Here is a 24,666-nt window from a genome sequence, read left to right on the forward strand (position 1 = left end):
TTTAATTATAAATTATTAAAAATTATTAAGATTTCATGGCATTGAGCATACCACCATATACTTTATTTAGATTGTTTAGATTAGTTGTCAATTCAGCTAATTGTTGTTGGAAAGCTTCTGAGTTTTGACCTGCCTTAGATAAATCATCAATATACTTTTGATTTGCTTCAGTATATTTTTTCCCATTGTCTAACTGCAACTGATATAAAGCATTTAAGTTTTCCATATGAGATGATGCTATAAATAACTGCTCTTTGTATTTTTCTGTAGCAATATTAGCCTCTACTGTTTTATTAATACCTTCTACTGCGGAACCAAAATTTTCAATTCCTCCTCTTAATTTATCCAACATATTTACATCTAACTTAGCCTGAGATAGCATTTGATCAAGCTTTGAAGATAAAGAAACTTCTGCTTCTTTTATTGCTTGTGGTGTTTCCACAACTCTTTGCTTTCTTTCTACTGCTTTTCCATCAGCTAATTCAGGATATACTTTTTCCCAGTCATATTCACCTGCAGGTGTATCAAAAGCAAATACTACAAATATAAATGCTTCTACGATAAGACCTGCACCTAAGATAATACTTCCGTCTATTCCTAATAAACTTAAGTGATTAATTTTAAACAATGCTCCTAAGATAACTACTGCTGCTCCTAAGGAATAAACCATATTAAGGATTCTATCTTTTGAATTTGATTTTGCTGCCATTTTTTTAATTTTTGAAATAATCTATGATTGTCGTATGAAATTTAAAGTATATTATTTAGTTTGATATTTTGCTGATTTAGGAAATTTACCTTTAGCTCCTTCGGGAATAGTCTGAACTCTTCGGAAACCGATATAACTTCTTGCTGAATCTTTGTGTTCCCAATCTCTTTCGCTTACCATAAGCATATATCCTATATCTTTCCAGGATCCTCCTTTAATAACTTTTCTAGGATCTTCAATTCTATTTCCTAAATAAGGATTTAAGGTTGATGAGATTACATAAGAACTATTATTATATGCTGAAACTGTCCATTCGGATACGTTTCCTGCCATGTCATATAAACCAAATCCGTTTTTATGAAATGATTTAACCGGAGCTGTATACAAATATCCTTTTTCACTTTCCATATAATCTCCCCGCTTAGGTTTAAAGTTTGCTAAGTAACACCCTCTGTCATCAATAAGATAAGGTCCTCCCCATGGATAAGGAGCATTTTCCAAACCTCCTCTTGCTGCATATTCCCACTCAACTTCTGAAGGTAAACGATAAGGGAAAACTTTTTCTAATTTCTTTTTTCTACTTTGGTTAAAGTCGTTTTTAGATTTGGTACTGTAAGCACAAAACGCTCTTGCCTGATCCCAAGTCACTCCAACAACCGGATATTTTGAATAAGCTTTATGCCAGAAGTATTGTTCGAAAAGAGGCTCATTAAAAGAGTAGTTAAAATCTCTTAACCACACTGTAGTATCAGGATAAATAGGAGTTGCTTCTCTTCTGATAAAATCTTCACCTCTTCCTTTTTTCTTAACTGCTTCCAACTGATCTATCCATGTAAATTGATAAACTAATTTTCTTGGATCCAGAACTCTTTCGTTATTGAATCTTTCTTCAGGCGGATAGTATAGAGACTCCATAACTTCTGCATAGGAAACATCAGGATATCTTGAAGTATTCCATTCAAGAGGTACAGACCAATCTAATTTTTTGGATTCATCGTAACCTTCTCTTCCTCCTCTTTCTGATAACATTTGCTGATATGCAGACTGTTCATCGTCAGATTTCTGGTTTAAATATGCATAACGGCCGATACCATCATCAGCTCCTTCATCTCCAGCTCTTTGAGCCAATAAGGAACGAACGATTGAATCTCTAACATAATTCACAAATATTCTGTATTCGGAATTGGTAACTTCTGTGTCATCCATGTAAAAAGATGAAACAGTAACCGTAGTTAAAGGTGCTTTTGTGTCTGTTCCGGTAAAGTCCATATCGGATTGTCCCAAAACAAATGCTCCACCAGGAATAGGAACCATACCATACGGCCTTTTATTGTTCCATTGCTGGCTCTTTTGCGTGACTACAATTTCTCCCTGAACGCCTGGTTTCCCTGCTTTTCCTTTCTTTGACGAATTACAAGAAATTATCGTTGTTGCTGTCAATAAGAGTAATAATACTTTTCTCATTATAACCAAAGTGTTTCTTTTAAAAAAGTGTAAAACTACTATTTTTTTAGTTTACTTAAAAATTTTGTTTTTTATAAACGTAGATATTACCTATAATATTATGTTTTTATTAACTTTTTTATAAAAAGCGTTTAAATGTTTTCCAATATTTTTCAGGTATATTACCGTTCAATGCATCTTCATAATCTTTTTTTGTACAAGGAACTAAAAATACGGGAACATCATCTGCATCTAAACTTACTGTTAACCACCATTTTTCCACATATTTATCTTTTAGAAAAATCAATTCTTTGTCTTCATGTAAAACTATGTATTTTATATATTCTTCATTTTCATAATAGGGTTGTTGGTTTCTTCCTTCTATGAGATACCATAACAGTTGAGAAACTAACTTTTCATTCATTTTATTGTGCGAGTATCCTAAAAAATTATAAATACCTGCAATTTTTACTTGTTTGGATAATCCAATGTAGCGGGTTAATGCACAAATTTCTCTGTTTGTGAATCCATTAGCTGTACTTTCTGTTGATAAGGTTCCGTCGTATGATTCGATAGAATTTAAATTAATACCAACAAAGTCAGAACTTCTGAATACAGGCTCTGAATTTTTCGGGTTTTCTGTAATTTGACCTAATCTAACTCCCTCGAAATCCAGACTGTTAAAAGCTTTTAATGTTGAATTGGGGACAAAATAACTTTGATATCCTACGTTTGTAAAATTGAAAAGTAAGTTAGGCTCGTCTATTATCATTCTTGAAAGATAATTTTTATCGGTCAATTGCTCCTTCATGTTTCCCATATCTATGCGAGTATCCACTGCTGTATAGTTAAGTGGCGTATCTCTGACTGATAAAGCTCTGTACACAGAATAATTTAGGCTCATACTTCCTCCCAGAACAATAGGAAATACCCCCATTTTTAGTAATTCTTCCAATACTTTTTGTAAAGCAAAATAGGTATTTTCAACTTCATTCCCCGGTATGATATCTCCTAAATCATATAAATCAAAATCCCAATCGTTCCAAACTAATCTATAGAACTCTTCCCGAATTAAGCGAATATTTGAAAATTCTTTTGAGTGACCTGTCCCTCTTAAATCTGAGCAGCCGATAAGAACTACACTATTTGCCTTTATTTCATTCTGCCAATAAAATTTTATTCTGGCTCCAACGGAATCAGGATGAGAATACAATATTGATTCATCAACGGGATGTAAAAAATCCTGCAAGGCTCCCACTACTTTTTCTTTGCTTTAGTTTTTGTTTGTGCTTTCGCTTTTGCAGGTGCTTTAGTTTTCGCCTTAGTTTTTGGCTTACTTCCAGATTCTGCAATAATTTTTAAAACCTGCTCTAATGACAATTGAGCTGCTTCTGTATCTTTAGGAATCTTAAAGTTTTCTTTACCTTGTTTAATATAAGGTCCCCAACGACCATTTAATATTTCTATCACAGGCTCTTCTGTTTCGAAAGATTTTATAAACTTGTTTCGATCTGATTCTCTTTTCGCTTCAATTAAATCAACAGCTCTTTCTAAAGTTATAGTAGAAATTTCATCTCCTTCTTTGGGTTTTAAGGAAACAAATTTACCATCGTGTTTAACATAAGGTCCGAATCTTCCTGTATTTACTTCTACTTTTTTTTCTTCATAATCACCTAAATACCTAGGTAACTCAAATAGTTTTAATGCTTCTTCGAGCGTTATGGTACTAATTTGCTGTCCTTTCATTAATCCGGCAAATTTAGGCTTTTCTTCATCTTCAGATTCACCTATCTGGACCATTGGTCCAAATCTACCAATTCTGGCATATATATTTTTACCGCTTTCAGGATCTGTTCCTAATAATCTTTCTCCTGTAGCACGATCGGCTGTTTCTTTAACTTCTTCTACATGGGGATGAAAATCTTTATAAAAATCTCCCAGCATTTCTTTCCAATTTTCATTTCCTCCTGCAATACTATCAAAATCTTCTTCGACTTTAGCTGTAAATCCATAATCTAATATATTAGGAAAATGATCCGTTAAAAATCCGTTTACAACCAAGCCTATATCCGTAGGAAGCAATTTTCTTCTGTCTGCTCCATAGTTTTCAACTTCTACGCTTTCTGTGATATTTTGATTGTTAAGAATAATTTTCCTAACCTCTCTTTGCTTGGGTTCCAAATCACCAACTTCAACATATTGTCTTTTTTGTATGGTTGAGATGGTTGGCGCGTATGTTGATGGACGGCCTATTCCTAACTCTTCTAATTTTCTAACTAAAGATGCTTCATTGTATCTTGCAGCGGGCCTGCTGAATTTTTCTTCTCCGGTCATTCTATCTAACTGAAGTATTTCCCCATTTTCTACTTTAGGTAGTAATCCACTGTCCTCGTCTTCGCTATCTTCGTCATTCTGTATCTGATAAAGTTTTAAAAATCCATCAAAAACAATTACTTCTCCCCTAGCTGTAAATTTTTCTTTAACATCAGGTGTAGTAATATCAATAATGGTTCTTTCCAGTTTTGCATCTGACATTTGAGATGCTAATGTCCTTCTCCAAATCAGATGATACAATTTTTTTTGTGCATCGTCACCACCTGCTTCTTTGACAGCCAGATTGGTTGGACGAATTGCTTCGTGAGCTTCTTGAGCTGATTTATTTTTGGTTGTGTATTGTCGTGTTTGTAAATATTCTTTTCCAAACTCTTCTGTAACTACATGAACTGCTGCATTAAGTGCTTCTTCAGATAAATTCACACTATCTGTTCTCATATAGGTAATATGCCCGGATTCATATAATTGCTGAGCGATTCTCATGGTCCTGCTTACAGAAAAACCTAACCTTGAAGCTTCCTGCTGCAATGTGGAAGTTGTAAAAGGTGCTGAAGGTGTTCTTTTTCCTGGTCTAGTTTCAACATTGGAAACTGAAAACGTTTTGTCTTTAACTATTTGTATAAAACCTAAGGCTTCTTCGTATTTTTCAAAATCAACATTTAGTTTACTTTTTAAAATATTCTGAGTTTTATTGTAAAAGTTAGCCTCAATTTTATAAGAAGCCACAGGAACGAAATCTAAAATTTGTTTTTCTCTCTCGCATATAAGCCTTACTGCAACCGACTGAACTCTACCTGCAGATAACCCTGCTTTTACTTTTGACCATAAGATTGGCGACATTTCAAAACCTACTATTCTGTCGAGTACACGACGAGCCTGCTGAGCATTTACCAGGTTAACATCTATATCTCTTGGATTTTGTATCGCTTTCTGAATTGCATTTTTTGTAATTTCATGGAAAACAATTCTTTTTGTTTTCTCAGGACTTAAGTTTAATTCATTATATAAATGCCAGGAAATTGCTTCTCCTTCACGGTCTTCATCGGAGGCTAACCAAACTGTATCGGCTTTTTTTGCTAATGATTTTAACTTTTTTACAATTTCCTTTTTATCCGGAGAGACCTGATATATGGGTTCTAACGTTTTCATATCAATCCCCATATCTTTTTTAGCTAAATCTGTTATATGACCATAACTTGATTCCACTTCAAAATCATTCCCCAAAAATTTTTTTATTGTTTTTGCCTTAGCCGGCGACTCCACAATTACCAGATTCATACTCAGAAATTTTTCGCGAAATTAGAAATTTTTTATCAATATATAGTTTTAAGTTTTATTTTTTATTTATTTACTTTATAATTTTAGCTCTATGTAATACATTAATATTCATATTAATGTAGTCAATTGCTTATCATCTTAATAAAATCTTAATTATTATTTATTCATTGTTTTTTTTACTTTAATTCTTTGATTTGTAAATTCTCAAACTTTCATTTTTTCTTTTTTTACTGTTTTTTATAGATATTTATTTTATTTACTAAAAACTTATTACGTCTATTAAAATTTTTATCTATAGTTTTATTATGTAGATTTATAATTTAAACGATAAATTAAGGGTTTAAATAAATGACAAAAGAACAGGTTATAGAAAAATTAGTTCAGCTTGCAAAAGGTGAGCTATCTCCAACAGATTGGTTACAATGGTTTGAAAAATATAAAGACTCAATTGAAGGTATATGCGGAAGATTACGTTTTTTAAAAATGAAACCAAAAGATAGTTTTAGTGAGATAAGAAACACTTACTTATCACAAATTACTGCTTATGAATGGCTAAAATCTATAAAAATTACTATTGATTTATCTGATAATTATAAAAAAGATTGGGAAAAAGAATTTGAAAATTTTGTCATATCTAAACAAAAGAAAACCAAAAACTTAAAAAAAACAGCTAAAGAGAGATTTCAATATTTGCAATCTGTTTATCCAATTTTATTTAAGCTGATAACCCAAAATTATCATCAAGATTTGTTTATAAGTAAAGGCAAAAGTTATAACGAAATTAAAGAAAAGGAAAATTCACTGGCAATTATTTTTTCTGAAGACATTATCGAATTTTTTTCAACAATTTCAAAATTTCAATTTGAGGGCATTTCGATCCATTTTGATGAACTTGCGCCTCTCAACAAAGAGCAGTTAAATCTTCTCATATTAGGAGAGTTTTGGCTTTATGGCGACGGAGATAAAATAGTATACAATTCTGTAGACCATAAAGTTTATAGTTTTGCTCATGAGTATCGTCCTCCACAATTGATAAAGATTGCTGATTCATTAAAGGAATTGGTTGATAAGGTTTTTGTTAAGTATCTAAAAGGCTACGAAAAGCAATAATTTAAATTTATATAATTAATTTTCAATAATTTATATCAATAAAAAAATCATAACTCCGTTTTTTTTAGCTAGGACTCATATAAACACTATTATAGGTAAACTTAAGCTAAATACAGTCACACAAATATTTATCTAAACTAATACATAATGAGGATTCTCTTTCATAATTGCATTATTTTAATATCAAGAACTTATTTTTCTAATAAACAATTTATATTCTTCCTTTAATGGTAATTCTTTATTTACGATCAGATTTTTCTTCTTACCTATCATTTTTTGATTGTTAATTTCATTAATTCCTTCTTTTTCTATTTCCTCCCAATAGACACCTATTCCTCTTTTCTGCCATTTGGGCAAATCATTAAAATTTAAACCGTTGCTAAACAATAGTTCATTTTTCTTCGCTACATTCATATTTAACATTTTTTCAGTCACTTCATTTTTGGAATATCCCTGTTTTCTTAAATTCCAATATACATGTCCATTTAATGAATTTTTATACGCATCGTCCATTCTCCACTGAAAATAGTCGTAGACAAGTTCTTTATTAGGTAACTCAGATAATCGACAATCAAACACTACTGCTTCTCCTATCAACATTGAAAATGCAGCACTTACCTCTCCCGCTAAAATGGAAATATATTTACTTCTTTTTCTTGAAAAAGAATTTTCATTGATATCAAACAACAAGGAAATTTCGTCACTTTGTGTGTATCCGTATAAAATTTTAATTCCACTTTTAAGTACATGTTTGACTGTCTCTACCATCATTTCGGAAAATTTTTCATCAAACGGCGTTTCAAATGAATATTTTTCTTTGGTTAATTTGGTAAAACCTCTTCCATCTAAACGAGCTATAATATACATTTGAGGAATTACCGAACGATCTGCAAGAGTTTCAAAACATTTCATCTTAGCATTTAAATTTTTGAAATTCATTTATTCCCTTATTTAAATTTATTCATATATTTCATAAAAAATAGCAACAAAATAAATACAATTATTTTATAATTCCCAAAATAAAAAAGCTGTTCATACGTATGAACAGCTTTTTTTAAAATAAGTTGATATTGATTATATACGTTTTTCTATAATCTGATCTACGACTTCAGGATTTAGTAAGGTTGAAGTATCTCCTAGGGCATCAAGTTCATTGGATGCTATTTTCCTTAATATTCTCCGCATAATTTTTCCCGAACGCGTTCTTGGTAAACCCGGAACAAATTGTATTTTGTCCAATTTAGCTATCGGACCAATAGTTCTTGATATTCTTGCCTGTATTTCTTTTCTGACATCTTCTTCGTTTTCGGGTTTTTCGAATGTTATTACGAATGCATATAGTGCATTTCCTTTGATATCATGAGGAAATCCAACCACTGCGGACTCTGTTATTAAATAATGCTCATTGATAACATTTTCAATAGGTGCTGTTCCCAAGTTATGGCCGGATACAATTATCACATCATCTACACGACCTGTAATTCTATAATTTCCATTAGTATCTCTAAGAGCTCCGTCACCTGTAAAATATTTTCCTTGGTAAGCAGAAAAATAAGTATCTGCATATCTTTGGTGATCTCCATAGATAGTTCGAGCCATTCCGGGCCAAGGAAACTTGATACATAGATTACCTTCTCCGCTGATTGATTTCAGTTCCTTGCCTTCACTGTCCAGTAAGCATGGCTGAATTCCTGGTAACGGCTGTGTAGCAAATGTTGGTTTTGTGGTCGTTATACCCGCCAGAGGCGCTATCATTATTCCTCCGGTTTCCGTCTGCCACCAGGTATCGGCTATTGGACAGTTTCCTTTGCCTACTTTGTCATTATACCAATTCCAAGCTTCTTCGTTGATCGGCTCTCCTACTGAGCCTAAAACTTTTAATGAGCTTAAATCATAATCTTCTACAAAGTGAAGAGGCTGAGCTTCTAATGATCGTATTGCTGTTGGTGCTGTATAAAAATGAGTTACTTTATATTTATCCACTATGTTCCAAAACCTTCCAAAATCAGGATATGAAGGTGTGCCTTCAAACATTATTGAAGTTACTCCTGAGCATAAAGGAGCATATACGATAAACGAATGTCCGGTAATCCATCCAATATCAGCGGTACAAAAATATACATCTTCCGGATCGCCTATCTGAAATACATTTTTAAAAGAATAGGTTGTATAAACCATATATCCTCCGCAGGTATGTACCATTCCTTTAGGCTTTCCTGTAGAGCCTGATGTATATAGAATAAATAAAGGATCTTCTGCATCCATCTCCTCTGCAGGACATTCCGGGCTGGCATCTTTGATTAAGTCATGCCACCAAAGATCCCGATTAGGTGCCATCATTACCGGTTTATTTGATCTGTTCAGAACTATTACACTTTCAATTGAGGAAGTGTTTTCTAAGGCTTCATTTGCGATTCCTTTTAAATCTACGTATTTATTTCCTCTGTAATTTCCATCACAGGTTAAGAGTAGTTTGCATTGTGAATCGTTAATTCTGGCAGCTAAAGCTGAGGATGAAAACCCAGCAAAAACAACTGAATGAATAGCGCCGATACGGGCACAGGCTAAGAGACTTATTTCTAATTCGGGAACCATAGGTAAATAAATACAAACTCTATCCCCTTTGCTAACTCCTTTACTTTTAAGGACATTAGCAAATTTACAAACTTCTTCGTGTAATTGTTTATAGGTCAAAATTCTGTTTGGTTCCGTTGGTCCATTAGGTTCCCATATGACAGCTATTTTATCACCATTTTTTTCAAGATGCCTGTCTAGACAATTTTCCGTAATATTTAATTTTCCCCCTTTAAACCATTTAAAATCTGCATTTTCAAAATTATATTCCAAAACAGAATCCCAACTTTTTTTCCACCTAAATGTCTGAGCTATTTCTGCCCAAAATTGTTCGGGCTGATCTAAACTTATATCGTAAATTCGCTCATAGTCTATTCGGTTTTTAACAACCAAATCATCTATTGTTTTCTCTTTTAAAGCAAATTTTGAAACATTTTCCAGCTGAAAATCTTGTTGTATTTCATTGATAACCGAAGGATTTTTAGTGACTTCAGGGATCACAAATTCTTCTCCATCCGCTATCTTTCTGATTATATCACGAAGAATGCTTCCTGATTTAGTTTTAGGTAAACGTTTAACATACACCACTTGTTTTAAATCAGAAATAATTCCCATTTTTTCAACAACCATTCTTCTTAGTTCCTCTGTCAAACGAAATGGATCTGCTTGTTCAAATGCTTTAATTACAGGTACAGCTACTACTGCCTGTCCTTTTATAGCATCTTTCACTCCTATAACTGCTACTTCAGAAATTTTTGGATGAGCATTGATAATATTCTCGATTTCCAGTACAGATAACCTTTGTCCGGCAACATTGATGACATCCCCCAGATTTCCCGTAGTATAAAAATTACCTTCTTCATCACAGTATCCTCCTGCACCTGAATTATAATAATCAGCTAGTTTTTCTGAAACAAATAAATCTTCCGGTTTATTATTCATGATAAAACTATAAGAACCGGGCGGCAAAGGTTTGGTAGCTGCGATTATACCTATTTTACCGGAATCTTCTTCCTGACCTTCTCCACTTACTACCTTCATATCAAAGCTTCTGACAGATTTTCCTATTGAGTCCGGATATTGATCTTTCGTCCCTTTTTTTATTTCTTTACCTAGTAGCGGCCATGCTGCCTCAGTTGTCCACCAAAGACTAGTCAGATCGACATTAATTTTCCTTTGAATCCAATCAATAACATCTTTTCCGGAATCATCACCCGAAAGAACAATGCGATTTAATGACTGTAAAGAGTATTTTTCAATAAATAATCCCTTAGGATCTGCATCAATGATCTTTCTGAGATTAATTTGAGGCGTTAATAAAACGCTAACTTTATTTTCCTGTATTAGTTTCCAGTATGATCCCGGATCGGGAGTTCTTGTTGAACTTCCTTCATATATTATCGATGGATTTCTATTGATCATAGGGGCTAAAATCATAAAGCTATGGCTGATTCCGCCTCCTCTATCGTAAGCGGTAAAGAAAACTTCGTCTGGATTACATTTAATAATATTCACCATTAAATCTTTTAAGGAAACAGCATAATCACCGGTATTATAAACAGCCCCCCTGGCCTTTCCTTTTACTCCGGATGTATATAAAATATAAGCAGGCGAGTCAGCCTGAATTTCTACATAGCTTTCAGGTTGCGAATTTTCTAATAACTCATCAAAGTCTATATCTAATGAACTGTTGGAATGTAAAAAACCTAATTTCCTATTATATAACAATATATTTTGAGGAGTGTGGTCTGATTTAGATAATGCTTTGTCTATGATAGGTTTGTAAGATATTATCCTATCTACGTCAATACTTGATGTAGCTGTAATAATTAGTTTAGGTTTGCAATCATTAATCCTTAATGCCAGTTCACTTGCCGAATAACCACTGTAAACAACTGAAAAAGTGATTCCAAGCCTTGCGCATGCTAAGATTGAAAATACCGTCTGAGGAATCATAGGCATATATAACAAAACTATATCCCCTTTTTTTAATCCTAATTGTTTCAGTCCTCCGGCTAACTTTTCTACTTTTTGTTTGATTTGACTGTATGTATATTCTCTTCTTGTCTGCGTAACGGGTGAGTCGAAAATAAAAGCGGTGTTTTCTCCATATCCGTCTTCGATATGCTTATCTATGCAGAGATAAGATAAATTTGTAATACCATCTTCAAACCAATTTGATTTACCTTCTTTATATGAGTAAAATTTCTGCGGGGAGGTAAACCACGATATTTTACCTGCTTCTTTCATCCAATAATCTGAAATTGTAATCATTTCTTGTGTATCCATGTTTTAGTTTATTTTATACATTTTAGGTTTTCTCTTATTACTACTAAAAATATAAAATAATTTGAATAAAACATCCGATTCATGAAATCCTTTAGCAATTAATCAAAAATATTGTTTTTTAATTTTGATATTTTAATTAAAAAATCATAGCTTTTACTAGTATTAATGCTGTTTTATATGATTTTTATCATAAAATTCAGTTTTTTTAAGACTATGAAATAATTATAAAATTATTAATTAAGATTAACAAAACACAGTTTCTTCCTCATATTTTAATTTATTTAGTTTATTTATTAATTATTACAACCCCCACAAGAACTATCATATATTATTTTAGTCATAAAATATTTAATTTTTTATTCATTATAGTATCCCTTTGTAACACTATTCAGTCTTTCAATCATTATACTGTGGAAAGAATTTATAAGTGAATAAATTTAATATTTTATTAAAATGAAGAATCTGATTAATGTGTATAAAAAAAGGGACACAAAATGCATCCCTTGTATTTTATTGAAACAATTACAACTTAATAACCAAATAATTTCTGATTAAGCGCTTGTAATGCATCTTTTTTATATTTACTATCAATTACAACTGATATATTATGTTCACTTCCTCCATAAGATATCATATGTAAAGGAATCTCCTTAAAAGCATCCAGGATTTTTACCCCATATCCGGATTCATTTTTAGCTATATTACCGACAATAGCAATAATAGTCTGATCTTTTTCTACTTCAACGTTAGCCACTTCAGTAAGCTCCGCCATTATATTGTCCAGATTTGCCGGATTGTCAATGGTTAACGATACTGCTACCTCAGAAGTAGTTATCATATCTATTGAAGTTTTATATTTATCGAATATTTCAAATATTGTTTTAAGAAAACCATAAGCTAGCAACATTCTTCCACTTCTTATGGTAATTGCATATATTCCATCTTTAGCAGCAACTGCACGTATCCCTTCCGGCGTATCAATATCTCCTATCAACGTTCCTTTTGCCTCAGGCTGCATGGTATTTTTTAATGCTACGGGTATTCCCCTTTTTTGAGCAGGAAGAATGCAGGTAGGATGTAAAATTTTAGCTCCGAAATAAGCAAGTTCTGCTGCTTCATCAAAACTTAGTTCATCTACAGGATGAGTTTTGTCTACAAAACGAGGATCATTATTATGCATACCATCTATATCTGTCCAGATCTGAATTTCTTTAGCATCTATAACAGCCCCGATTATACAAGCAGTATAGTCACTTCCTCCTCTTTGCAAATTATCTATATCCCCCTGAGAATTTCTACATATATAGCCCTGAGTTATAAAAAAATCAATATCCGGATATTTGTTTAGTTCTTCCTTGATTTGCTCTTCTATATACACCATATCAGGCTCACCGTCTTTATTAATTCGCATAAATTCAAGCGCAGGCAGAAGAATAGACTTTTCTCCTATCTCACTTAAATAGTAATGAAACATGGTTGTACTTAATAATTCGCCCTGAGCTAAAATAATTTTTTCTTCTTTTGACGTAAAAAGAGGAAGATCTGTAAATGAAAGAAGGTAATTAAAATACTCATTAATCATTTCATGACCCTTCTTTAAAATTGTTTCATTTTTATACAAGTCATTTATTTCTTTCTTATATTTGTCTTCCAGAGCTTTTATTAACTCTTTTGCTTTTTGTGTATTTTTTTCATACAACGAAGCTGAAATTTCAACTAATGCGTTAGTAGTTCCACTCATTGCTGAAAGTACTACTATTTTAGAATCCTGACTTTTTGTTAACTCCGCCAGATTTTTTATACGTTCGGCACTTCCTACGCTTGTACCGCCAAATTTTAATACTAACATTTTTTCTCCTTTTAATAAAACCTAGACAAAAATACATATTTTAGTATTTATTTACACCTGATTTATACTAAAAATTAAATGTTTGAATTTTATTAAGATCATTTAAAAGTTTACAGAAAAATTTATTGTTAATATGTATTTGATTGCTTGTAGTAAAATAGGAAAAGACATACCTAATATAAAAAAGATGAACCTTAATAGTAAGATTCATCCTCAAAATTCAATAAATGTATATATTTAAAAGGTTATTCTTCTTTACCTTTTGAAATATCGCGCATCTTTCTTTTAGCATCTGTAGTCATATCTTCAACTTTATCGCCTACCTTGTCTCCAAAGTCACTGGCTTTATCAGATATTTTGCTAAAAAACGAAGATATAGACTCTTTAAAACTACTATATTTTCCTTTAAAAAATTTTTCCCAATCTACTTCCAATCCTTCTTTATCCATAAAATCTTTTACAATAGATAATGATTTTAAAGCTTGTTCTTCTGTTAATCCTGCTTCTTTCTGAAGTCTTTCTACTATGTTTTCCATAACTATTTATATTCTTTAAAGTTTTTCTGTTTATTAATTGTAAACAAAAATCAAGCCTTACTATAATATTTTGTTTCAATTTTTCATATTCGATCTTTTTTTTATAACATATGACCTCTATAACATTTATACATTCAATTACATAAATACTTTATTGTTATAATGTAAATAAATTATTCTTTTAGTATCTATAAAAGCAACTTTAAATAAGTTATTTTTATACTGAAACTATGGTTTCACCACATTCTTTTTTTAGTTTCTTTTCAATATTGATTGTAAACCTATATTTTTTTATCAGTTTTAACATACTTTATATAGTATGATTAAAATATTTTTATTAATTTATCGCCCTAAATAAAGATTATAAAAATTATGAGGAAATTATTTTATTTTATTGCGTTTACTATCTCTTTATCAAATTTTTGTGCTTCACAAAATCATAAAGAGCATTTCCATGAAAACAGCAAAACCTTACAAAATCTAGATTTGCTATTGACCAATGTATGGCAAGAAAGCAAGGCTTTCATCCCTCAGGGTCAGGTTGCTGATTATATTCCGGAATTAAGTAAAGCCAATAAAAACCTAGTAGGTGTTGCTTTTATGGATCAATCAGGAAAATTATATACAAAAGGTGATACTAAAAGTAAATTCACCATGCAAAGTATTTCCAAAGTGGTAGCTTTAATGATAGCTACTAAAGAGAGAGGAGAATCGTATATCTTTGAAAGAATGGGATATTACGGAACAGATGCTGCTTTCAACTCCTTTTCTGAGCTTCAGTCTAAAAAAAAGCCATTGAATCCTATGATGAATGCAGGTGCAATAGTTACCACATCATCAATTAGCGGTACAGGAGATGAAGCCTACCAAAAAATCTTAAAAATGGTAAGATACATAACTAAAAATGAATCTATCAATATTAATCAGGCTGTGTATCTTTCTGAAAAAGAAACCGGAAACAGAAACCGAGGAATGTTTTATTTATTAAAAAACTATGGTCTTTTCGATGCTGTAGATGAAGAAAGTCTAAATAATTACTTCAGACAGTGCTCTATTGAAGTTGATGCAGAAGATTTAGCTAAAATCGGATATTTTTTTGCTCATAACTGTACACGTTTTGACGGGGACAAAACTTATTATAACCCTGATATGAGCAAGTTAATTAATTCTGTTATGCTAAACGGCGGAATGTATGATTACAGCGGAGAGTACTCCCGAAAAGTTGGTTTACCTTCCAAATCCGGTGTTGGAGGAGGAATTATGGCTGTAGTTCCAGGAAAATACGGAATTGGTACATTCAATCCTTCTTTAGATGAACAAGGTAATTCTGCACCTGGAGTTTACATCATGGAGAAACTTAGCAAAGAATTAAATTTAAGTATTTTCTAAATTTTATAATCCTTAAAAACCTATATTTAATTTAAACGATAACTATGAAAGAAATTAATGGTGTCTCATTTGAAAACTGGGCATGTGCATGTGGAAATATTTCAGTAGGAATGTCTAAAGAAGAGGTATTTACTGTTTTAGGAATTTCTTCTGAATCATGGGAAAATATTAATTCGGAATGGACACAAAACCTTAGTGCGATTATTACTCAGGATCCTACTAAAGCAATTCAATATGCCGGATATTTATCTAACCCCAAACAGGGTAAATTTGCTGAAATGGTTCAAAATGCAAATGCTGATTTGAATAGTGAATTAACAATTCCTGACTTTAATACTTTTCAGGAAATATTTATGAAACTGAATGATGAAAATCAAAATGAAATTTTGACTAAATACGGGTTAACTCCTGATAACTGGAACAAAATATCAAACCATTACAATCAAACCGTAGAAGATTTAACAAAAGATCTCACACTTAAAGAAGCTCATCAGAAAGGAAATTACTTAGTTATTAAAAACAAAATTTTAAATTCTCCTCAGGAATACAAAGAATTAGGCAAGTTCGATCAACAGAATTTAGTTAATGATCTGGCGCGTGGAAAATATTTTTCAATTATTTTTGATATTATCAATGCCAATCTGGAGGAAATGGACTTATCTGAAATTGATAAACTAGAAGGTAGTTTTGTTGAAACTGTATTTAAAGGACTTTCTTTCCCTAAGCCAGTACCTTTTCCAAAAAATGAATCTGACCTGATTCTGATAACAGAACCTGATATTATACAATTTATAGATCGATTTTGTGATCATATCAAAAATATTGATGAAAATACGAATGTTACCTCTTTATTTAAATGGGCTATTACTAAAAAGTTGCCTTTACCTATTGACGCACTGGAATTATTAATTCAAAAAGGATGCTCCGTTTCAATTTATGATGCTTCAGACAATTCTCTTTTACATTATTTATTACCAGAAAACTATATATCTTTTTTACTAAATCATGGATTAGATCCTAATCATAAAAATAAAGGCGGTGTAACTCCATTAGAGTTGGCTTTAAGTAACAATGCTGAAGTTGTTAAAACACTTCTTGAAAATGGTGCAGATCCTCAACATAAAAATAAACAGGGAAACTCTCTGTTTTATATAGCTTTGATGGACCTTATGAATCGGGATTTATATGATCTTTTATGTGAATATGATACACCTGATTTTGAAGATTTAAACAAAGACGAAACCTCTTTTTTATTCAACTATATTAAAAAATTAGATGAATATTCCAGCAATACTGAGCTAAAATGCCTTGAAAAACTACTGGAACAGGGAGCTGATCTTTCCATTTCTTGCATGTATTACGGAGAACCTACTACACCTTTAAAAGAAGCTGTAAAAAAACCTTTTGCTGTATTTGAAATTGTTATGAATCACTTTTACGGAGATATTAATGAAACCGATGATAATGGAAATACCTTACTTCATCAGGTTTGTGGCTATAATATTAATTTTCAGGCTGAAGATGCTGTTCAGGTTTATAAAAAAGCCAAGTTTCTTATAGAAAAAGGAGCTGATGCTTCTATTCGTAATAATGAAGATAAAACAGCCTTGGATTTGGCTGTAACTGATAATTTAAAAGAAAAAACCGTAAAATTATTATTAAATTAAAAACCTACGTATATGTCAATGTCTTTTATTATAGCCTGCGAACAAGGAAATCGCAAAATAGCAGAATTACTTATTGAACAAGAAGGTTCTGATGTAAACTATACGGATGAACAGGGACGGACAAGTCTGCATTATGCAGCTCATCACGGTTTTGTTGAAATTTGTAAGAAACTTATTGAAAAGGGAGCAGATATCAATTATGAAGACCATAATGGGGAAACTCCCTTATTTTTTGCGGCTTTACAAAATCAAACCCAAACGATTAAACTTTTGCTAGAGCATAATGCTGCTATGGAAATTAAAGATTATCAGGGAAATAATCTACTTCATATTTCTACCAGAAATGGTCAAAAGCCCCTATGTGAGTTGTTTATTGCAAAAGGAATGGATATAGAAAGCATTAACAATCTTGGAGAAACGCCTTTGATGTTATCAATACTTTATAAAAAGAAACCTTTAATGGATTACTATATTGAACAGGGGGCTGATATTCATGTTACCACAAAAAACGGAAACAATCTACTTCATTTAGCCTTGCAGGATGGTAATTTACCTATTATAAAACAATTAGTTGAGAACGGATTATCTATTGATACACCGAATTCTAACGGAACCAGCCCTTTATTGCTGGCTTGTATGACTAATAACGCTATGCTGACTAAATATTTTTTAGAAAAGGATGCTGATATTTTTCAAACAAATACAGAAGGTATTTCTCCTATTTACTACGCATGTGCATATAATCAGAAACAAATTGTACAGCTTTTTATTCAAAAAGGATTAGATGTCAATTATCAAACACCTTCTCAGGGAGATATTATATTAGGAAGTTATCTGGATTTTATTGAATCTGCTCAAGATATATCTTCTGAAAGCCTCTATCACCTTAACAGCAGTTACACCAGCGGAGGAGAAAGTCTTTTACATATATCAGTTAAAAACGGACATTTATATATGGCTGAACTTTTAATTAAAAACGGAGCAAATGTAAATGTTCAAGACGAATCCGAAAATACTCCATTACATTATGCTGCTGCAAATGGTAAGAAAGATTTAGTTAAACTATTGATTGATCATGGTGCAAACGCAAATCTATCCAATGTAAGAGAACAGAAACCTATTGATTATGCTAACATTAAAGGATATAACGAAATTGTTTCAATTATCTTAGGTACTACCGGCATGGATTCAAAATCTGAGAATCTAAAATCAACTGCTGAAATTCAGACCAATTTTTCTAGTCAAAATTCTTTATCAAAAGAAGATATTAAAACTAAACTAAAAGAATTAAAAGAACTCTTTGAAGAAGAGCTTATAACCGAGGAAGAATTTAATTTAAAGAAAAAAGAATTGCTAAATCAATTATAAATTTTTATAAACTCTCTTTTAAGTTTTAAAAGAGAGTTTTTATTTAGTCTTTCAAAATGACATCCGGATCGTTAAATATATTCATATTCATATTTCCTGTTTCTTTATCAACTATGACAGCAGAAGTTAAAGAACCGGACACATTAGCCATCGTACGAGGCATGTCTATAATAGGATCTATGGCTAATACCATTCCTATTAAAGGAAAATATTCACCTAGTCCCATACCGGAAAGTACAATTGTAGCTGCTATTGTTGCTGTTCCCGGAATACCGGCCACTCCAATGGAGCCTATAACAACTACAATAACAAGCATTATGTAAAACTGGGCATCCATAGGTATACCGATCATGTGAGCTACCATGATAGCTATCAAAGCAGGAAAGAAACCTGCACACCCATTCATTCCCATCGTACTTCCTAAAGAACCTATTAGGTTAGCCGTTCCACTGCTTACTCCCATACGTTCTGTTAAAGTAGCTATTGTTAGTGGTAAAGTTCCTACTGAAGATCTACTGGTAAATCCCATCAACCACACCTCCACCGATTTTTTTACAAACAGCAATGGTGAAATACCATGTAAGGAAACTAACAAAACATGTATCAAAAGCATAAGAATTGCTGCTATATAAACAGATAAGACAAAGCCGGAGACTTCCATGATTGCAGGAATACCATTAGATATAATTGTCTTTGAAAGCAATGCAATGACTGCATATGGCATATATTTTATAATAGTCATGGTTACTGACATAACTATTTTATAAAGTCCTTCTATTAACTTTTTAAATAAACCGATAGCTTCAGGATTTTTTTTCTCCATTCTATTCGCTCCTAAACCAATTAAAGCAGAAAATATGACCAGACCAATAATATTTTCAGTATTCATAGCTGATACAATATTGCTAGGTACCAAATTTACAAAGGTATCTACCAGATTTGTCATTTCTCTTCCTTTTAACTCAATAGGCAAAGTGTTATGAGTATAGCCTAGTGAAAAAATATTTCCTAATAAAATACCTATTATACAAGCTATTCCTGTAGTAAAAAGCAACCAGAATATTCCTCTGAATGCTATTTTAGGTAGATCCTTCTGACCAGAAAAATCGATAATTACTTTAACAATTGAAACAAATACCAGCGGTATTACCAACATACGTATGAACGATATAAATATTCTTCCGAATAATCCATACCAAGTTGCTGTTTCCTGCATCCATATTAAAGGTTCTTTCTGAAACCCCGTTAAACACTGAATTCCTAACCCCAGAACTATGCCCATACCTAAACCGGCAAACATTCGTAATGAAAAGCTTACTTTTTTATCCTGAAGTTTTTTTATAATATAAAAACTTATTAACAATGCTGCAATAGCAAATAACGTCTGATAGTGGGTCAAACTCAAATAATTTTCAAAAAAATTTCCTGTGAAAATTTTAGTATCCATATCTTATTTATCTCTTAAAAATTTATGCTTGATTTGCTTAAGTGGCAATTTAATGTGAAAAGAATCTATGATTTACACGCTTTTTCAGCATGTAAATAACATTTTATAAAACAAAAATTAAGCCTAAAACTTTATCTTTTATAGAAGTAATACGAACAGGCTATAAGTTTTAGTTATAAATGTAAGTTTAATATATTTTTAATTTAATTAAAATACTCATTTACAATAACTTAAACCATTACTTATGAATTGATTATTTGAGAATAGTTAAAATATACTAACTTTGTAGTATATGAAATTTTTAGTTTTTGACACTGAAACCACAGGTTTACCGGCCAATGCCAATGCTCCTGTTTCCGATTCTGACAACTGGCCCCGAATGGTACAAATTGCCTGGCAATTACATGATGAAAATGGGGATTTAGTAGAAAACTATGACTTTATAATAAAGCCGGAAGGTTATGACATACCCTTTAATGCACAAAAAATTCACGGTATAAGTACTGAAAAAGCATTAGCTGAAGGGCATGATCTTAAAACCGTACTTGATCAATTTAACCAGGTATTGGCAGAAAATCCGATTTTAGTCGGACAAAACATCAGTTTTGATATACCCATTGTTGGAGCTGAATTCTATCGAAAATCATTAGAAAATAACATAGCTGAATTAAATCTTATTGATACAGCACAGGAAGGAACCAGCTATTGCGCTATTCCCGGTGGACCTGGAGGAGGCTTTAAATACCCTAAACTTTCGGAACTTTATGAACGTTTATTTGGTTATGGTTTTGATGAAGCCCATAATGCGGCAGCTGATGTAAATGCCACAGCCCAGGCATTTTGGGAATTGGTTCGGCTACGACAGGTATCTGCCAAAAAATTATTTTTTACGGAAGAAGAGCTAAATCGTTTTATTGAAAACCATCCTTCTCCGTTTAAAGCATTTGATATTATTGTTAGACAGCAGGTCAATGATTTTAATCAAAAATTAAAAGAAAAGCAATCACAAGTTAAAAAATCAATTGATGAAATTGATTTTTCCCATTTTTTTCATTTTCACAATCATTCGGTATATTCAATTCTTACCTCTACCAGCAAGCATTCCGATTTAATTAAAAAAACATTGGAGTATAAGATGCCTGCTTTAGGAGTGACGGATTCCGGTAACTTAATGGGAGCTTTTGCTTTTCTAAATGAAATAAAAAAAGTTAACAGCTCTATTAAGGAACATAATAAAAAAGTGGAAGCCGGTGAGCTTAACGAACCTGTAAAAAAAGAAATTATTCCTATTGTGGGATGTGAACTTTATATTTCAGAAAATTATCTTCAGAATAAATTTACTAAAGACAATCCGGATAGAAGATATTCTCAGATATTGCTGGCAAAAAACCATGCAGGATTTAAAAATCTATCCAAACTTTCCACCTTCGGATATAAAGTCGGCTTATATGCAGGATATCCGAGAATAGGTAAAGAACTGATTGAACAATATAAAGAAAACCTTATAGCTACCACAGGAGGTTTATCTTCCGAAATACCAAGTCTTATTCTGAATGTTGGTGAAAAACAAGCTGAAGAAGCCTTTGTTTACTGGCAAAATTTGTTTGGTGAAGATTTTTATGTAGAACTTCTAAGACATCACCTGGATGAAGAAGAACACTTAAATAAAGTTTTACTACGCTTTGCGGAAAAGTACGGAGTTAAGGTTCTTGCCCAAAACGATACTTTTTATATTAATAAGGAAGAAGCAGAAACTCAGGATATTCTCCTTTGCATTAAAGACGGTGAAAAACAATCGACTCCTATAGGAAGAGGTTTTGGAAAACGATATGGATTACCTAATAATGAATACAACTTCAAATCTCAAAAAGAGATGGCTTTGTTATTTTCCGACATTCCGGAAGCCATTGAAAACTTTGAGGATTTTATAAAAAAATTTGAACCTTATCAGCTGGCTCGTGAAGTGCTGTTACCCAAATTCGATATTCCTGATGAATTTAAAGATCCTCAAGATGATATTGATGGAGGAAAACGCGGTGAAAATGCATACCTTGCTCATTTAACCTGGGTGGGTGCTAAAAAAAGATATGGAGATACTCTTCCTGAAGAAACTCGAGAGAGATTGCAGTTTGAACTTGAAATTATTGCTAAAACAGGGTATCCCGGGTATTTTCTTATCGTGCAGGATTTTACCTCACAAGCTCGTAAAATGGGAGTAGCAGTCGGTCCCGGACGTGGTTCTGCAGCAGGTTCAGCTGTTGCCTACTGCATTGGTATTACTAATATAGATCCGATAAAATATGATTTACTTTTTGAAAGGTTTCTTAATCCTGACCGGGTATCGCTTCCTGATATTGATATCGACTTTGACGATAGAGGTCGTGAACGTATCATTCAATGGGTTGTAGATAAATATGGTGAAAATCAGGTAGCTCAAATAATTACTTACGGAACGCTCGCAGGAAGGTCTGCCATACGTGATGCTGGAAGAGTGCTGGAACTTCCATTAAGCGATACGGATCGATTGTCCAAAAATCTTCCGCCCAATCTTAATCTTACTAAGCTTAAAAACAGAACTGAAGCCGATCTGCAAAAAGATTTCGGTAAAGAAGAAGCCGAACCGGTATTACAGCTTAAACAAAAATTTAAATCAGATGATTTGGAGGGAAAAGTAATTCAGAATGCCTTTCAATTGGAAGGAAGTTTAAGAAATACTGGAGTACATGCCTGTGGAGTCATTATTACTCCGGAAGATATAACCAATCTTATACCCGTATCAGTAGCCAAAGATTCCTCTCTATTGGTTTCTCAATTCGATAACTCGGTGGTAGAAAGTGCGGGGCTGCTCAAAATGGACTTTTTGGGGCTTAGAACCTTAACCATTATCGGAGATACCATAGAAATCATACGAAAAAGAACAGGAGAAACTCTCAATCCGGATGATTTTCCTCTGGATGATGAGACAACATATGAAATTTTTAAAAACGGAAATACAGTCGGTATATTCCAATACGAATCGCCTGGGATGCAAAAGCATTTAAAAGCCTTGCAACCCGATAAATTTGAGGATCTTATCGCCATGAATGCTTTGTACAGGCCGGGCCCCCTCCAATATATTCCCAACTTTATTAATCGTAAGCATGGTAAGGAGGAAATAACATATGATCTTCCTGATATGGAAGAATATCTGGCAGATACTTATGGTATAACTGTGTATCAGGAACAGGTAATGCTCTTGTCTCAAAAATTAGCCGGATTTAGTAAAGGTGATGCCGATGTGCTTCGTAAGGCTATGGGTAAAAAACAAATAGATGTCTTAAATAAAATGGAAGCCCGTTTTCTGGACGGGGCTATTGAGCGAGGACATCCTGAAGAAAAATTAAAGAAAATATGGGAAGACTGGAAAGCTTTTGCTCAATATGCTTTCAACAAATCCCATTCAACCTGCTATGCCTTTATTGCTTTTCAGACCGCTTATTTAAAAGCTCATTATCCGGCTGAATTTATGGCTGCCTTGCTAAGTAATAACTTGAATAACCTGACTACTCTTACTTTTTTTATGGAAGAATGTAAAAATATGGGGCTTGAAGTGCTGGGACCTGATGTGAATGAAAGTGATTATGAATTCACCGTTAATGAAAAGGGAGCTATTCGTTTTGGAATGGGTGCAATTAAAGGTATTGGTGAAAATGCTGTGGAGGCTATCGTTAAAGAAAGAGTAACGAATGGAAAATATACGAATTTATTTGAATTTTTTGAAAGGGCAGATTTAAAAAACATAAATAAAAAAGTACTGGAAAATTTAGTGCTGGCCGGAGCATTCGATGAATTAGGAAATTCTAACCGTGCCCAGTTTTTTGCTGAGGAAAACGGCTCTTCAACTATAGAAAAACTTGTACGCTATGGAACCGCCTATCAGGACAATAAAAATTCTGCTCAAAATTCTTTATTTGGTGATTTGGGCGACGGAGGTTTTGATGTTATGAAACCTTTAATTCCAACTACTGAGGAATGGAGTACCATGTATAAACTTGGAAAGGAAAAAGAAGTTGTGGGAATCTATATTTCCGCTCATCCCATGGATAATTATAAATATGAAATTGCTTTGGTAAAGCCCATGGATATATCTGAAGTTAATGAAAATAAGGAAAAATATATTAATAAGGAAATTTATATTGCCGGAATGATCAGCCGTTTTGAGCATAAAGATATTAATGATGGCAGAACAAGAATTGCATTTTTTGATGTAGAGGATAAGACGGGTACTATTTCTTTAAAACTTAAAAAAAATTATTTGGATCTTCAAAAATATTTGATTCCTAACTTGTTTGTTTTAGTAAAAATTATGGTTGGCGTTATTCGTGATAACGGCTTTGTTTATATAAATGTTATTTCTATTGAAGAATTAAGTGATATAATAGGAAAACATGCTAAGAAATTAACTATTAAAATTAATCTAGAGGATTTAGATGAAAATACGCTTGCTACATTAAATAAAGTTTGTGATGAAAACGCAGGTTCGAAAGATATTCATTTTGAAATTCTTGATAAAAAAAATAATTTGTTTTTAGAAACCGCTTCTATGAACAAACGTGTAAACATAACCAAAGAAGTTTTAGATACGATTAAAGATGAACTCTTCCTGGATTTCAGATTAAATTAATTTTATTGCC

General features: G+C 32.4%; 14 protein-coding genes. 5 read left to right on the forward strand and 9 right to left on the reverse strand.

The genetic code is table 11. From position 1 onward, the window contains the following. Positions 1–25: 25 nt before the first annotated feature. The 4 genes from gldL to topA all read right to left on the reverse strand — a co-directional run bounded on the left by gldL (position 26) and on the right by topA (position 5,770). Positions 26–709: a gliding motility protein GldL gene (gldL, locus tag EQ921_RS05665; protein WP_128330924.1), complete on the reverse strand. Its 684-nt coding sequence runs from the start codon at positions 707–709 to the stop codon at positions 26–28. Positions 710–760: 51 nt separating this feature from the next. After that, positions 761–2,173 carry a gliding motility lipoprotein GldK gene (gldK, locus tag EQ921_RS05670; protein WP_128153218.1) on the reverse strand — a complete coding sequence of 471 codons (1,413 nt, stop codon included), beginning with the start codon at positions 2,171–2,173 and terminating at the stop codon, positions 761–763. Between the two features lie 118 nt (positions 2,174–2,291). After that, positions 2,292–3,410, reverse strand: coding sequence for a formimidoylglutamase (locus EQ921_RS05675; RefSeq protein ID WP_128330925.1), 1,119 nt, complete (start codon positions 3,408–3,410; stop codon positions 2,292–2,294). Beyond that, a complete protein-coding gene (gene topA / locus EQ921_RS05680; RefSeq protein ID WP_128330926.1) occupies positions 3,410–5,770 on the reverse strand; it encodes a type I DNA topoisomerase in 2,361 nt (786 codons plus the stop codon). The genes EQ921_RS05675 and topA overlap by 1 nt, the downstream gene beginning before the upstream one ends. 342 nt (positions 5,771–6,112) lie before the next feature. Here topA and EQ921_RS05685 point away from each other — a divergent pair, with 342 nt between their 5' ends. After that, positions 6,113–6,874: an SMI1/KNR4 family protein gene (locus EQ921_RS05685; RefSeq protein WP_128330927.1), complete on the forward strand. Its 762-nt coding sequence runs from the start codon at positions 6,113–6,115 to the stop codon at positions 6,872–6,874. A gap of 183 nt (positions 6,875–7,057) precedes the next feature. Here EQ921_RS05685 and EQ921_RS05690 read toward each other — a convergent pair whose 3' ends face one another. From EQ921_RS05690 to EQ921_RS05705, 4 genes are all read right to left on the reverse strand, one after another. Further along, positions 7,058–7,813, reverse strand: coding sequence for a tRNA(His) guanylyltransferase Thg1 family protein (locus EQ921_RS05690; protein WP_128330928.1), 756 nt, complete (start codon positions 7,811–7,813; stop codon positions 7,058–7,060). A gap of 135 nt (positions 7,814–7,948) precedes the next feature. Then, the gene (gene acs / locus EQ921_RS05695; protein ID WP_128330929.1) at positions 7,949–11,737 is read right to left on the reverse strand and encodes an acetate--CoA ligase; all 3,789 of its coding nucleotides are present in this window, start codon (positions 11,735–11,737) and stop codon (positions 7,949–7,951) included. 529 nt (positions 11,738–12,266) lie between these two features. Further along, positions 12,267–13,586: an aspartate kinase gene (locus tag EQ921_RS05700; protein WP_128153225.1), complete on the reverse strand. Its 1,320-nt coding sequence runs from the start codon at positions 13,584–13,586 to the stop codon at positions 12,267–12,269. 245 nt (positions 13,587–13,831) lie between these two features. Continuing rightward, the gene (locus tag EQ921_RS05705; RefSeq protein WP_128153226.1) at positions 13,832–14,122 is read right to left on the reverse strand and encodes a hypothetical protein; all 291 of its coding nucleotides are present in this window, start codon (positions 14,120–14,122) and stop codon (positions 13,832–13,834) included. Between the two features lie 372 nt (positions 14,123–14,494). Between EQ921_RS05705 and glsA the strand changes: the two genes are divergently transcribed. From glsA to EQ921_RS05720, 3 genes are read left to right on the forward strand one after another with little or no spacing between them, the layout of a single operon-like run. Continuing rightward, a complete protein-coding gene (glsA, locus tag EQ921_RS05710) occupies positions 14,495–15,511 on the forward strand; it encodes a glutaminase A (protein WP_128153227.1) in 1,017 nt (338 codons plus the stop codon). Between the two features lie 44 nt (positions 15,512–15,555). Then, positions 15,556–17,178, forward strand: a complete 1,623-nt coding sequence (locus EQ921_RS05715) for an ankyrin repeat domain-containing protein (protein ID WP_128330930.1) — start codon at positions 15,556–15,558, stop codon at positions 17,176–17,178. 18 nt (positions 17,179–17,196) lie between these two features. After that, positions 17,197–18,546 carry an ankyrin repeat domain-containing protein gene (locus tag EQ921_RS05720; protein WP_164875593.1) on the forward strand — a complete coding sequence of 450 codons (1,350 nt, stop codon included), beginning with the start codon at positions 17,197–17,199 and terminating at the stop codon, positions 18,544–18,546. A gap of 43 nt (positions 18,547–18,589) precedes the next feature. Here the strand turns inward: EQ921_RS05720 and EQ921_RS05725 are convergent, their stop codons facing one another. Continuing rightward, complete coding sequence (locus EQ921_RS05725) at positions 18,590–19,993, reverse strand: cation:dicarboxylate symporter family transporter (protein ID WP_128330932.1); 1,404 nt, start codon at positions 19,991–19,993, stop codon at positions 18,590–18,592. Between the two features lie 292 nt (positions 19,994–20,285). On the opposite strand from EQ921_RS05725, the gene dnaE reads away from it, so the two are divergent. After that, positions 20,286–24,656 carry a DNA polymerase III subunit alpha gene (dnaE, locus tag EQ921_RS05730; RefSeq protein ID WP_128330933.1) on the forward strand — a complete coding sequence of 1,457 codons (4,371 nt, stop codon included), beginning with the start codon at positions 20,286–20,288 and terminating at the stop codon, positions 24,654–24,656. Positions 24,657–24,666 lie beyond the last annotated feature (10 nt).

The organism is Apibacter sp. HY039 (assembly GCF_004023655.1).
GTDB classification, from domain to species: domain Bacteria; phylum Bacteroidota; class Bacteroidia; order Flavobacteriales; family Weeksellaceae; genus Apibacter; species Apibacter raozihei.

Bases quoted from the DNA above. Each gene is read 5' to 3' on its own strand.
- EQ921_RS05700 (WP_128153225.1), bottom strand. From the start codon at position 13,586: ATGTTAGTATTAAAATTTGGCGGTACAAGCGTAGGAAGTGCCGAACGT.
- dnaE (WP_128330933.1), top strand. From the start codon at position 20,286: ATGAAATTTTTAGTTTTTGACACTGAAACCACAGGTTTACCGGCCAAT.
- EQ921_RS05715 (WP_128330930.1), top strand. From the start codon at position 15,556: ATGAAAGAAATTAATGGTGTCTCATTTGAAAACTGGGCATGTGCATGT.
- EQ921_RS05720 (WP_164875593.1), top strand. From the start codon at position 17,197: ATGTCTTTTATTATAGCCTGCGAACAAGGAAATCGCAAAATAGCAGAA.
- gldK (WP_128153218.1), bottom strand. From the start codon at position 2,173: ATGAGAAAAGTATTATTACTCTTATTGACAGCAACAACGATAATTTCT.
- EQ921_RS05725 (WP_128330932.1), bottom strand. From the start codon at position 19,993: ATGGATACTAAAATTTTCACAGGAAATTTTTTTGAAAATTATTTGAGT.
- EQ921_RS05705 (WP_128153226.1), bottom strand. From the start codon at position 14,122: ATGGAAAACATAGTAGAAAGACTTCAGAAAGAAGCAGGATTAACAGAA.
- gldL (WP_128330924.1), bottom strand. From the start codon at position 709: ATGGCAGCAAAATCAAATTCAAAAGATAGAATCCTTAATATGGTTTAT.
- glsA (WP_128153227.1), top strand. From the start codon at position 14,495: ATGAGGAAATTATTTTATTTTATTGCGTTTACTATCTCTTTATCAAAT.
- EQ921_RS05690 (WP_128330928.1), bottom strand. From the start codon at position 7,813: ATGAATTTCAAAAATTTAAATGCTAAGATGAAATGTTTTGAAACTCTT.
- acs (WP_128330929.1), bottom strand. From the start codon at position 11,737: ATGGATACACAAGAAATGATTACAATTTCAGATTATTGGATGAAAGAA.
- EQ921_RS05685 (WP_128330927.1), top strand. From the start codon at position 6,113: ATGACAAAAGAACAGGTTATAGAAAAATTAGTTCAGCTTGCAAAAGGT.